Here is a 12,368-nt window from a genome sequence, read left to right as displayed (position 1 = left end):
TTTATGGAATCAAGCGCAGGCGCGCTGCGTCTTTGCAGGTGATGGTGGCCAGGGTGAATTCCTGCTGGGCGCGGATGCGTCCCATTTCCGGGCCACGGCGGGTAAAGCGCAACTCCGGCAGGCCGCCTTGCAAGCTTTCCTCAACCCGGTAGCGCAAGTCGGCTTCGCCATCCACCAGACTGCATTCGCCTTGCACCAAAACCTGTCCCGGCAAGGGAAGATCAAGCACGCCTTCATTTTGCACTTGCAAGCGCTGCCAGCCGGGATGGCGCGGGGCCGGTTGCAATTCGGCGTATAAAGCGGTGTTTAAACGTTCGCCGCGCAATACCGCCTGCCAGGTGGCCAGGCTCCAGCTGCGCTGGTCGCGCGCAGTGGGCAGGCGGAACCAGACTATTCCATGCAAATTCGGCGGTGCGCCATGTTGTTCCAGTTGATGAATAAACGCCTGCACCGCGCGCGGCGAGACCAGCACTTCTCGCATGCGCATGCCTTTTTTGGCCAGCGGCGCTTCCGCTTCAACCCGCGCTGCAGTGTGCGGTGCGTCCCAATGCAGACGCACGCCATAGTTGGGCAGCGCAATCCAGAATGGGCGCTGACTGCGTGCGGCCAATTGGCGCACCCAGGTTTGCGCATGCTTGGCGTCAAAAATCTGTCCCGGATTTAAATGCGGGCCGTGCAATTGCAGCACCACATGATTGCTGGCGGCTTCCACTTCGGCGTATGCGTTATGCGTCAGCCAGTCCGGCAATGCGGTGACGGAGATGGCGGGATACAAGCCGGCGGCATGCAGTTTGGCGCGCAGCTCTTGCAAAAACAGGGCGTATTGTTGCAAGTCAGCGCTGGCGGCGTCGTGGTCGATTTCCATGCCCTGCCACAACAATCCGCTGGCGCGCAATTCCTTCATATGGCGCACCAATTGCTGTATCACTTGCTTGCGCTGGTGCATCGCCAAGTTGCCCTCCAGGCGGAACACGGCCACCAGCGGCAGCCCCGACATGCGCAGCGGCGCGCCCTGCCAGGCGCTGCGTTGCCAGGCGCCATTGCCATCCAATTGCGCCACCAGCACCCGCCATTGCGTCAGCCACTGGCTGGAGCTGTCAATCGCATCCCCCAATTCCGCAAACCAGACGCGCTGCCAGATGTAGGCGTCGTGGGTTAAGCGGCGCGGCTCCTGCTGCGCGCGCTTGTCATCCGTGACCGACGGCTGACAAGCCGCCAGCCCCAGACAGAGCAGGCCGCACAGCAGTTGACGGATGAGGGTTTTACATTTATTCACGTTTGCAAAATTTACTGACAAATATTCTGTTTGCGCGCCAACCCCGAAACAGGGCATGCTGCGTTACATCCATATCAGACTCACATTACGAAAGGATCTGACATGTTGCGCTCCCTTCCCTCCGCTTTCCGCCACAGCCTGTTGTGCTTGTGCGCTGCCGGACTTTGCCTGACGGGACAGACCGCCAGCGCAGGCGAATTAGCCGCTTTATCCATCATCGATCTCAATAGCGGCAACAACTTGCCGATCTGGCGTCATCAGGGGCGCAATTATTGCGCCGGTCAAGCCGGCCAGCGCTATGCACTGCGCATCACGAATAAAACCGGACAAAGGTTGCTGGCCGTGGTGGCGGTGGATGGCGTGAATGTGATCAACGGTGAAACCGCGCATCCGCGCCAAGCCGGCTATGTGCTGGACGCCTGGCAACAAACATCTATTGAAGGGTGGCGTAAAAGCATGTCGGAGGTGGCGGCTTTTTATTTCACCAATCCAGCTGATTCTTACGCCGGGCGCACTGGCCGCGCGCACCAAAGCGGTGTGATCGGCGTCGCATTGTACCGTGAAATGACGCCGCCGCCCGTGCTTTTCAAACCGCCGCCGGCAATTTCTGCTGAGGCCGGACGCCTGGCCGAACGCGATGGCCCGTATTCTGAAACGCCGGCAAAGGATGCTTCCGCGCAGGGCAGCATGTCAGCGGAAAGCGCAAAACGCGCCGCGCCAGCCGCTGCGCCCACGGAAAAACTGGGCACCGGACATGGCGAACGCATCAACAGCGAAAGCAGTTATACCGATTTCAAACGCGCTTCGCGCCATCCGGCGGAAACCTTGACTGTTTATTATGACAGTTACGCCAATCTGCAAGCACGCGGGATTATTCCTCGCCACCGGCCAAACAGCCCCAACCACCCCAGCCCCTTCCCGGGCGGCTTCACCCCTGATCCGAATTAATCTGCCTGAATTGGAGAATCTTATGCGTCACACATTACTTACACTGTCCCTGCTCTCGATGTTTGCCTGCAGCGGCGCAGCGCTGGCCCAGGACGAGGCGAAACATATCAGCGCGCCGCAAACTGAGCGCAAAATCGAACTCGTGTTTGTGCTCGACACCACCGGCTCGATGGGCGGCTTGCTGGAAGGCGCGAAAAGCAAAATCTGGGGCATTGTGAACGATATCATGCAAAAGCGCGGCGGCAAGGCGCAAGTCAAAGTCGGCTTGGTGGCGTATCGCGACCGTGAAGACGCGTATGTCACCAAAGTCACACCCTTATCCGCCAATCTGGATGAGGTGTATGCGCAGCTGATGTCATTCAAGGCCGAGGGCGGCGGCGATATGCCGGAAGATGTGCGCAGCGCCATGCATGACGCCTTGCAAAAAACCGGCTGGAGTAAAAAGGCCGCCGACACCAGCCAGATTCTGTTTTTAGTGGGCGATGCGCCGCCGCATGATGATTACCGCAATGTGCCGGACACCATCGCCAGCGCCAAGGAAGCGCGCCGCCTGGGCATGATTGTGAATACGATTCAATGCGGCAATATCCGCGAAACCACCCGCCCCTGGCGTGAGATTGCGCAGTATGGCGGCGGCGAATATTTTGCGATTGCGCAGGATGGCGGGGTGCAATCCATCGCCACACCATATGATGCCGAGCTGGCCAAATATGGCGCACAAATGGGCGACACTTATTATGCCTATGGCGGCGCGGCGATGGAGCGCAGCGAAAAGCGCGCCAAGCAGGCGAAAATGGAATCCAGTCTGGCGGCCGCGGCCCCCAAAGCGGCAATGGCCGAGCGTGCGGTGAATAAGGCGCTCAACAGCAGCGCTTATGAGGAGTCGGATTTATTGCAGCAGCTCGAAAGCGGGAAATTGAGCATGGATAAATTGCAAGAAAGCGATTTGCCGGAGGAGTTGCGCAAATTATCCGCCGCCGAGCGCAAAGCGAAGCTGGAGAAAATGCTGGCCGAGCGCAAGGAATTGAAGCAAAAGATTCTGGAATTGAATAAGCAGCGCGAGCAATTCCTGGCCAAAGCGCAGCGCGAGCAGGATAAAAAAGCCGGCAAGGCCGGCTTTGATCAGGCAGTCTCGGATGCTTTAGGCAAGCAGATCAAGTAAGCCCTCACACCGGCGCTGCCACAGGCAGCGCCGCTTGCTTACAGTGATTGACCTTGCAAACGGTAAAATGGGCCGAAACAGGCGCGCAAGCTTTCCTCCTGACATACGATGAAGCGCTCGCCATCTTCTAAAAAGCGGATATAGCTGACCGACTCACTGCCCACCCGCGAAACTTTGCCGGAACAATCTTTTTTGCCATTGTCTTTCACCAGTTTTTCGCTCCAGCGGTAAAAACCGGCGCGGCTGGGTTTGGGGCTGATTTCAAACACGGTTTCAGCCACCTCTTCGGCGCTGGTGACCAGGGTAGTGCCGTCGGCGCGGAAATAATACGTCTCCAGGCATTCGCCATGGCGCGGGTGTTCAATCGGCAAGACCCAGGAACCTAAAATCGGGTGACGCGAATCGAGCGGAAGCGGTGGCCGCGCTGCCGCGTGCGCCGCAAAACCTGCCAGAACAACACAAATCATGCCTCGGATCAAGGCGGTCTTCATAACAGCTCCATTGAAATTCAGCGCTCAACTGCTTACTTCAGCCATTTTAACAAACGCCGCACCAGGTTGCCGCGCCCGTCCCCTTCGACGATACGCGCCAAAATCACAGAAACATTATCGCGGCCGCCGTTTTGATTGGCGGTGTCAATCAATTGGCGGGTCAGCAAATCCAGTTCACCGCCCTGCGCCAAAATGGTCGCAATGCCGGAATCATCCACCATATCGGATAAGCCATCTGAACACAGCAGCCAGATATCGCCGATGTGCAAATCATGATCAGCGATCTCCAAATTGGCGTCTTCCAGCACGCCAAGCGCACGCGTGACCAGATTTTTATGGCTGGAATGACGCGCCTGCTCTGCGGTCAAGACGCCGGCATTGATTTGCTCTTGCAAAACCGAATGGTCGCGCGTGATTTGCTGCAAGGCGCCGCCACGGAAACGGTACAGGCGCGAGTCGCCCAGATGCGCCACGGTCAGCTTGCTGCCATGAAACACCACCAACACCAGCGTGGTGCCCATGCCATTGTATTGCTGGCGTGAGTTGGCCATCTGGTAAATCGAGCGGTTGGTTTGCGCCACCAGTTCGCGCATCAGCGCATGCAAGTCGCCGCCTTGTGCGGCCAACTGCGGCAAGCGGATTTCCAGATCATTTTTAAGCATGGCGGTGGCCATGCCGCTGGCGACTTCGCCGGCATTGTAGCCGCCCATGCCATCGGCCAGGATGACGAAGCCAAGCGCGGCGTTGTGTGTCACAGAATCTTCATTCTGCTCACGCTTTTGCCCGGTATCCGTGATGGCGGCGATTTCCAGCGTATGGTTCATAGCGCTTTTGTTCAGGATTGTGGTTTTTGCATGCGCACTGTGCCCTCATCCGTGTCCGCCGCGCTGGCGGGCGCCTGAGCGGCGGCGGGCGGCAGCGGCGGGGCCGGCAAATCCACTTTGCCGCCGGCCAACAGGGTTTTCAGGTCGCGCGCCATTTCTTCGCCGCTTTGATAGCGCTGGCTGATGTCTTTTTGCATGCCTTTGAAGATCACCGCCACCAGGGCCGCCGGCACATTGCTGCGCACTGTGCGGATATCCGGCGTCGGTTCATTGGCGATTTTATACATCAGCTGCCCCATGGAGTCGCCGACAAAAGGCAAATGTCCGCTCAGCATTTGATACATGCTGACCGCCAGCGAGAACAGATCGGAGCGGCCATCCACTTTCTGGCCATACAACTGCTCCGGCGACATATAGGAAGGCGTGCCCAGCACCAGCCCGGTCTTGGTTTTGGAGGAATCGGTGATGCGGGCAATCCCGAAGTCTGTCACCTTGACCACATCATCATTGTTTTCATACATGATGTTGGCCGGTTTGATGTCGCGATGCACGATGCCTTGCGCATGCGCGTAATGCAGCGCTTCCGCGACACGCGCGACAATGCTCATGACACGCTTGGGCGGCAGCAGATTATCCGGCTTGGTGTGCGGGGCCAGATCATGGCCGCGCAAAAATTCCATCGCGATATAGCACAAATCCTGCTCTTCGCCGGCATCGTAAATCGTGACGATATTCGGATGCGCCAGACGCCCGGCGGTTTCGGCCTCGCGGAAGAAGCGTTCTTTGGCTTCCTGCACCTCTTCGCCTTCAAATTCCTGGCTCAAGGCAAAGGTTTTGATGGCGACAATCCGCGAAATCTTGGGGTCGCGTCCCTGGTACACCACGCCCATGGCGCCTTTGCCGAGTTCTTTTTCGATCTGATAACGGCCCAGCATCGGTTTTTCCCCGCCTTCGGTTGAAAGCAGGCTGGCGTTGCTGCGCGCCATTGTGCCGCCGCCCAGAATGATGGTTTCGGACATGGTTTTGGCGCGTTGCAATTTTTGCTCCAGGTCGCGGAACTTGGGATTATGGCCGGACATGTATTCATACACCGACTGCGCCTTGTTGAACTGGCGTTTGCGCTCAAAATCCAGCGCCAGATTGTATAAATTGTCCATCACTGCATCGTCCAGCGGGCATTTGCGGAATTTATCAAACGCCATATCCAACTGGCCCTGTCCCTGGAAGGCGAGACCGAGCATGCGATTCGATTCGGCGGATTCGGAATCGGACTTTTGCTTGCCGGCTTCCGTGATCAAAAAGCGTTTGGTGGTCAGACAGATATGGCCGATCAACAGCAGGCTGGCCGGCAACATCAGTTGCAGCCAGATGCCGCTGCCCAGCATCAGGCCGAAATGCGCCGCCACCAGCAAGGCCAGACAACCGGCGGTGATGCCGGCCCCCATGCCAGCCGACAAACGCGGCAACAGCACCATCAAATACACGGCAATCAAGAGCAGCAGCAGATTTTCTGCATAGCCGCCCCAGGTCGGCGCAATAAAGAAATGCTCTGACAAAATACTGGACACCGAGTGCGCCAGAATTTCAACCGAGGTCATGGATTGCGATACAGGGCTGGCGAAACTGGCGCCGATGCCGGGCGCGGTGGCGCCGATCAAGACGATTTTGCCGGCATATTTGGCCGCCGGGATTTTGCCGCTGATCACATCGTAAAACGAATCCTGCGCGAACACCGGTTTGGCCCCATTCCCTTTGTAGAAATAGGTGCGCATATGGCCTACTGAATCGAGCGGGATTTTCAGCTTGCCGACTTGCAAAGTGTCATCCGCTTGCAGGCGGATATCCTGGGCGCTCAGGTTCAGGCTTTTGGCCGCCGTCATCAGGGACAGCGAAGGCAAGACATTGTTATCAAAGGAATACAGCAGCGCTTCCTCACGCAAGGCGCCATCCACGTCCAGCGTCACATTCGAGGCCCCGAGCGCGGCGGCGGCCTGTCCCAGTGCAGGAATCGGCGCTTTGTAGGCCTTGGTGTATTCAAACGCTGCACCCTGTGCGCCGAGTTTTTGCTTGAGCATGAAGTCCGGCAAAGGCTTGTCGGGACGCCCCACCATTTCGCCAAAAGTCATTTCAAACGGCAGCACCACATTCGCCGCGCGACTCATACTGGCAGCCAGGGTGCGGTCGGTGTTCAAGGCTTTTTCGGCTTCATTCAAAATCGGACAAAACGCGCTTAATTCGCCGCCCGCCCCCTGGCAATTCAAAGCCCCGTCAGTCTGCGCAGCGGCGGGAACTTGCTTGCGGTAGGCATCCAGCAGTTTGTCGATATAAGTCAAGCCGGCGTCTTTTTGCGGCTCAAAGAAGAAACTGGTGTTGACGATCACTTTGGCGTTCGCGGCGGCCAGCTGATCGGTGAGTTTGGCGTGCAAGTCGCGCGGCCAGGGCCAACGCCCCAGGTTGGCGATGCTGGTTTCATCAATCGCAATAATGGCGATATTTTCCGCCGGGGCGCGACTGCCGCCGGCCACCGCCATATCGTACATTTTACGTTCCAAGCTCTTGAGCAATGAGCTGGTGTTGTACAACACCAGCACGGCGATCACCACGATCAAGCCAAGAAACCAGTCTTTACGCCAAAAGCCGGATTTCATGCCATCTCCTCCCCTCATGAACGCTAAAGGCTACGGGCCGCCTTCAGGTATTGATACCGCTAAAATGTGTCTGCGTCAACCGGCAATGCGCATCCCGCCCCAGGCAGGTCACAGATGCCAGGCTTTCCACAACATATACGCACCCAAACAGTACAGCACGATGGCGAAGGCCTTCTTCAAGGACGCCACCGGTAAGCTGTGCGCCACCTTGGCGCCCAGCGGGGCAAAACTGATGCTGGCGATGGCGATGCCAAACAAGGCGGGCAGATAGATAAAGCCCAGCGAGTATTGGGGCAGATGCGGAATACTCCAGCCATTCCAGATATTGGAGAGCGTGCCGGCAAACGCCAGCGGGAAACCGAGCGCAGCGCTGGTGGCGACTGCATTATGGATGCGCACATTGCACCAGGTCATGAAGGGGACGGACATAAAACCGCCGCCGGCGCCAACCAGACCGGCCAGCGAGCCGATCATCACGCCCATTCCGTTCATACCGCCGGCGCCGGGCAGCTGGCGGTGGCCTTCCGGCTTTTTGCCCAGCAACATCTGGGTGGCGGAAACCATCACAAAGGCGGAAAAACAAAATGACAGCGGCAGCGTATTCATGTGCTTGCCGGCCAGCGGCCCCAGCCAGGAGCCGAGCAAAATGCCGGGCGTCATACTGCGCACAATATCCCAGCGCACCGCGCCATGTTTATGGTGTGCGCGCACTGAAGAGAGCGAGGTGAACATCACCGTCGCCAGCGAGGTCGCAATCGCGGTGTGCACAATGTACTCTTTGGGAAAACCCTTGGCCGATAAAATCATGGTGATAAACGGCACCAGCAGCATACCGCCGCCTATGCCCAGCAAGCCGGCAAAAAACCCGCCGAATGCCCCCATCAGCATCAGCACCAGGATCAAATTCAGATCCAAGCCCATGCACCCTCCTCCCTTACCACAGCCAAGATTGGCGGATCATAACATTTCCCGAATTCAACGCACTGTTTTCATGACATAAATCCGGGGTCAGACTGCAGGTCTGTCCTTATTTTTGCAGCAAACCGGGATCCAGATGCAAATGTTGCAACACCGCCTGCCAATGTTCCGGGGCCACCGGGGTAATCGACAGGCGGCTGGCTTTTTGCAGCACCAGCATGCCTTCCAATTGCGGCATGGCGCGCATTTCGGATAAGAGCAGCGGCCCGGCCTTGCAGTGCGCGCGCACATCGATTTGCAGCCAGCGCGGCTCCTGCGGCGCAGACTTCGGATCGTAATAGTGGCTGGCGGGCTGGAACTGGGTAGGATCAGGATAGGCGGCGGAAGCGATTGCGGCAATCCCGTAAATGCCGGGCTGGGCGCAGCTGGAGTGATAAAACAGTACGCCATCGCCGATTTGCATGCGATCGCGCATGAAGTTGCGCGCCTGATAGTTGCGCACCCCGAACCATGGCGTAATGCGTCCTGCTGCTGCGAGCGCATCGTCAATGCTCACTTCATCCGGTTCGGATTTCATCAACCAATATTGCATGGGAACTCCGCTTACAAAGTGGGACGGAAAAACAAAAAGCGGCTGTGCGCCGCATGCAGAAATCCAAACCAAGATGACTGCCCAGCCACAACCGCTTTCTTTACTGCCGGCCTTGCGCGCCAGCAGAGTGACAACATTCAGTACCCCGCCTGTGCCGCTTTGCCGGCATCCCGAACCTAAAGGCTCAGGTGGTCACGGTTAGTTCAATTTCGGGTTCATCGAACAAGCGACGCTCTCGCCCATCGAACAAATTTCCATAACCTATGCAACAAAATGGTTCAAGGAATATATGGCAATGGCAAACACCGCAGGGTTGGAACCATGATACCCGATTCGCTATCTTTGTCAAATCATCCGGATTGCTGCATGGCAATTCACCCGCTCGGGACTTTGCCTCAGAATAAATCTTCCTGTGGCGTCAAGGCCTGATCCAGCACCGCATGCATTTCCTCCATCTGCTGCTTGACTTCGGCCATGGTCATATCGGAAAACGGGCCTTGCGGGGATTTCATGGCGAGTAATTCAGCGGCAATGGAAATCGCCGCCATCACGGCGATACGGTCATTGCCGCGCACTTTGCCGCCATCGCGGATGGTGTTGAGCTTGCTGTTGAGATAACTCACGGCGTCATGCAGCATTTTTTCTTCACCGATGCGGCAGGACAGCTTATAAGCCTGGCCCTGGATCGTAACGTTCAGTTCGCTCATGCGCACTCCTCCTCTGCGGGTTGATCCAATGGCGGCGGCGGGGGCAATTTATCGATTAATTGCATCACTCTTTCCTGCGCCTGCTGCATGCGCTGGGCCTGCTCCTGGTTTTGGCTGCGCAATTGCGCCACCTCAAGACGCAATTGTGCGTTCTCTGAGCGCAGGCGCTGCGCTAATGCAGCCAATTTCCCGATTTTTTGCGTAAGTAACTGAAATTCGGAGATCATGTCTTCACGGTTCCCGGTGTATGCGGCGATATTGTCGCGCCGCAAACTTCTATTTTAGCGCGCAATGCGGCGAATGCACTTGCAACGCTGGCGCGAAGCAAATAAAATTTCCCTGCCCGTGGGGAGATAGCTCAGCTGGGAGAGCGCTGCGTTCGCAATGCAGAGGTCGGGAGTTCGATCCTCCTTCTCTCCACCACCCGTTTTCCTGAAACAGCCCGCCTTGTGCGGGCTGTTTCGCATGTGCGGGCTGAACAGCAATACAAGCGGCAGATTCTGCGCAATTTATAAAATACGCTTATCATTTCTCTTCCGCACACCTTGCAAAATCCATATGCAAACCATTACTTTACAGCCCATCGGCATCATTCAAAATGCTATCGAGCACCCGCAAGACGACCACTGGGGCGCCGTGATTTCCACCCTGACACTCGACGCGCAGCAGTTCACGCAAGAAGCCTTGGCTGGCATTGAGGAATTTTCCCATCTGGAAGTGATTTATTTTATGCACCAGGTCGCGCCGGAGAGCATTCCCGCCGGCGCACGCCATCCGCGCAATCTGACGCACTTGCCCAAAGTCGGTATTTTTGCGCAGCGCCCGAAAGCCCGGCCAAACCGCTTAGGCCTGTCACGCTGCGAGTTACTCCAGCGGCAGGGACTGGTCTTGACCGTGCGCGGACTGGATGCGATCAATCAGACGCCGGTATTGGATATCAAGCCGTATTTTGCCGAATTCATGGCGCGCGGCGCAGTGCGCCAGCCGGCCTGGACGCAGGAAATTTTGCAAGCCTATTTTTAATCCCTCTGCATCAGCTCATATAAATACCTGCCGCACTGGCGCAGCCTGCAATCCGGCACGGCATGCCAGGTTTTGGCTATCGTTGCGATAGTTAAATTTAAATTGCACACAATTTAATTGTGCGCTATTATTCTATCCATCGCAGCCCCTGCTGCTTCTCTTTGAAAAGGAACACATCATGCAAGCTCTGTATACCGCACAAGCGAATGTCACCGGTGGCCGCGTGGGTCATGCGCAAAGCGATGACGGTCTGTTGAATGTGGATTTGTCCACGCCCAAAGCGCTGGGCGGCCCGGGCGGGAATGGCACGAATCCTGAACAATTATTCGCTGCCGGTTACGCTTCCTGCTTTTTGTCGGCGCTGAAACTGGTGGCCGGCAAGCAGAAAATCGCTGTGCCGGATACGGCGGCGGTGCATGCGGAAGTGGGGATTGGCCCGAATGGTCAGGGCGGTTTTGCGTTGAGCGCCAGCTTGACGGTCAGCCTGCCGGGCGTGGATGCGGCTGTGGCGCAGCAATTGATCGACACCGCGCACCAGGTTTGCCCCTACTCCAACGCCACACGCGGCAATATTCCGGTGCAAATTAAGCTGGCTTGAGGCGCGTTTGATGCTGTCGGCGCCGGCGAACTTAGGCCTGCGCCGGCAGACTACAGCCGTAAATACCAGCCGCGCCGGGCTAAAAAATGCGCGCTCAGCACACACAGGCCGAGTGCGCTGAAGGCGTACATCAGCGAAGCAAAGCGCATATCCAGCGCGCCGAACAGCGGCGCATACACTGCGGCAAACAGATAATCGTATGCCACTTGGCCGTTTATCTTGAAGCTGATCAGCAAGATTACCAGGGCTTCTCCCAGCACATACATGGCCAAGGCATTGCGCCCCAGGGCGAGACAGGCGCGCATCGGCAAACTGTGGGCTTGTGCTTGGGCTTGTGCTTGGGGGCGGCCAAGCATGCCGTGCAAGGCCGCCAACAGTGCGCAGCATAAGCCGCTGCTGAACAAGGCGTAGCTGGCGCTCCATAATTTTTTATTCAACGGCAGCCAGGGGGCGATCAGCAGGCCGGCCAGGGTCAGTCCCAAGACCGCAATCCACAATTTGCGTGCGCCGCCTGGCCCGCCGGCCAGGATTTGCCCGGCGTAAAAGCCGGCTAAGAGATTGGTGCAACTGGAGAGCACGCCCAACAAGCCTTCCGGGTCAAAGGGCAAGCCTTCGCCCTGATACAGATGCTGCGGGCCGAGCAACCACAGATCGAGTGCGCGCGCCGGATTGTGTTGCAAGCTCATATCGCCCCAAGTCAACAGCAGCGCGCTGTGCGCCGCCAGGCCCGCGCCGGCCAACAGCAGGCTGCGGCGCCAACCCAGCAGATACAGGGCTGCGCTGCAGAGCAAATAACAGAGGGCGATTCTTTGCAAGACGCCGGGCAGGCGCACCCGCTCCAGACCGATCCAGACCATTGCGCCATCCGGCCCGAAGCGGTAAAACGGTATCCAGTGCAATACCACGCCCAGGGTGAACAGCAAGAGACTGCGACGCAGGGTTTTGCGCCAAAATACGGCCGGGGCCAGGGCTTGCAAGCGGCCCCAGCTCAAGGCCAGGGCATTGCCCAGCACAAACACAAATGCGGGAAACACCAGATCGGTCGGGCTAAAGCCATGCCAGTCGGCGTGCAACAGCGGCGCATACACATGCGACCAGGAACCCGGCGTATTCACCACGATCATGCAGGCCACGGTTAAGCCGCGCAGCACATCCAGCGCCAGATTGCGCTCCCCTTGCAT

The 12,368-nt window shown here is 57.7% G+C and carries 13 protein-coding genes, 1 tRNA gene and 1 other RNA gene; 5 read left to right on the top strand and 10 right to left on the bottom strand.

Annotation, left to right across the window (positions count from 1 at the left end):
- Position 1: 1 nt before the first annotated feature.
- Positions 2–1,276: a DUF3142 domain-containing protein gene (locus tag V8J88_RS08590; RefSeq protein WP_338848991.1), complete on the bottom strand. Its 1,275-nt coding sequence runs from the start codon at positions 1,274–1,276 to the stop codon at positions 2–4.
- A 102-nt stretch (positions 1,277–1,378) separates the two neighbouring features.
- On the opposite strand from V8J88_RS08590, the gene V8J88_RS08585 reads away from it, so the two are divergent.
- A complete protein-coding gene (locus V8J88_RS08585) occupies positions 1,379–2,224 on the top strand; it encodes a hypothetical protein (RefSeq protein WP_338848990.1) in 846 nt (281 codons plus the stop codon).
- Between the two features lie 22 nt (positions 2,225–2,246).
- Positions 2,247–3,386: a vWA domain-containing protein gene (locus V8J88_RS08580; protein ID WP_338848989.1), complete on the top strand. Its 1,140-nt coding sequence runs from the start codon at positions 2,247–2,249 to the stop codon at positions 3,384–3,386.
- A 38-nt stretch (positions 3,387–3,424) separates the two neighbouring features.
- On the opposite strand, the gene V8J88_RS08575 is transcribed toward V8J88_RS08580, so the two are convergent.
- From V8J88_RS08575 to V8J88_RS08540, 8 genes are all read right to left on the bottom strand, one after another.
- On the bottom strand, positions 3,425–3,877 hold the full coding sequence (locus V8J88_RS08575) for a hypothetical protein (RefSeq protein WP_338848988.1): 453 nt from the start codon (positions 3,875–3,877) through the stop codon (positions 3,425–3,427).
- A 32-nt stretch (positions 3,878–3,909) separates the two neighbouring features.
- Positions 3,910–4,701: a Stp1/IreP family PP2C-type Ser/Thr phosphatase gene (locus tag V8J88_RS08570; protein ID WP_338848987.1), complete on the bottom strand. Its 792-nt coding sequence runs from the start codon at positions 4,699–4,701 to the stop codon at positions 3,910–3,912.
- Positions 4,702–4,712: 11 nt separating this feature from the next.
- A complete protein-coding gene (locus tag V8J88_RS08565) occupies positions 4,713–7,349 on the bottom strand; it encodes a serine/threonine-protein kinase (RefSeq protein WP_338848986.1) in 2,637 nt (878 codons plus the stop codon).
- Between the two features lie 108 nt (positions 7,350–7,457).
- Positions 7,458–8,264, bottom strand: a complete 807-nt coding sequence (locus V8J88_RS08560; protein ID WP_338849853.1) for a sulfite exporter TauE/SafE family protein — start codon at positions 8,262–8,264, stop codon at positions 7,458–7,460.
- A 112-nt stretch (positions 8,265–8,376) separates the two neighbouring features.
- Entirely contained in the window at positions 8,377–8,859 is a 483-nt protein-coding gene (locus tag V8J88_RS08555; protein WP_338848985.1) for an EVE domain-containing protein, read from the bottom strand.
- A 138-nt stretch (positions 8,860–8,997) separates the two neighbouring features.
- Positions 8,998–9,176: non-coding RNA, 6S RNA (ssrS, locus tag V8J88_RS08550), on the bottom strand.
- Positions 9,177–9,254: 78 nt separating this feature from the next.
- The gene (locus V8J88_RS08545; RefSeq protein WP_338848984.1) at positions 9,255–9,566 is read right to left on the bottom strand and encodes a cell division protein ZapA; all 312 of its coding nucleotides are present in this window, start codon (positions 9,564–9,566) and stop codon (positions 9,255–9,257) included.
- Entirely contained in the window at positions 9,563–9,793 is a 231-nt protein-coding gene (locus tag V8J88_RS08540) for a DUF904 domain-containing protein (protein WP_338848983.1), read from the bottom strand. Before V8J88_RS08540 ends, V8J88_RS08545 begins: the two co-directional genes overlap by 4 nt.
- Positions 9,794–9,913: 120 nt before the next feature.
- Here V8J88_RS08540 and V8J88_RS08535 point away from each other — a divergent pair.
- From V8J88_RS08535 to V8J88_RS08525, 3 genes are all read left to right on the top strand, one after another.
- Positions 9,914–9,989, top strand: a tRNA-Ala gene (locus V8J88_RS08535).
- Positions 9,990–10,124: 135 nt separating this feature from the next.
- Entirely contained in the window at positions 10,125–10,589 is a 465-nt protein-coding gene (locus tag V8J88_RS08530; RefSeq protein ID WP_338848982.1) for an SAM-dependent methyltransferase, read from the top strand.
- 178 nt (positions 10,590–10,767) lie between these two features.
- Positions 10,768–11,187, top strand: a complete 420-nt coding sequence (locus V8J88_RS08525; protein WP_338848981.1) for an organic hydroperoxide resistance protein — start codon at positions 10,768–10,770, stop codon at positions 11,185–11,187.
- A gap of 50 nt (positions 11,188–11,237) precedes the next feature.
- On the opposite strand, the gene V8J88_RS08520 is transcribed toward V8J88_RS08525, so the two are convergent.
- Positions 11,238–12,368, bottom strand: coding sequence for a heparan-alpha-glucosaminide N-acetyltransferase domain-containing protein (locus V8J88_RS08520; protein ID WP_338848980.1), 1,131 nt, complete (start codon positions 12,366–12,368; stop codon positions 11,238–11,240).

This window comes from Massilia sp. W12, from assembly GCF_037300705.1.
Classification (GTDB): domain Bacteria; phylum Pseudomonadota; class Gammaproteobacteria; order Burkholderiales; family Burkholderiaceae_D; genus JACPVY01.
The sequence above is the reverse complement of the archived record's forward strand: the minus strand, read 5'-3'. Positions and strand labels throughout refer to the sequence as shown.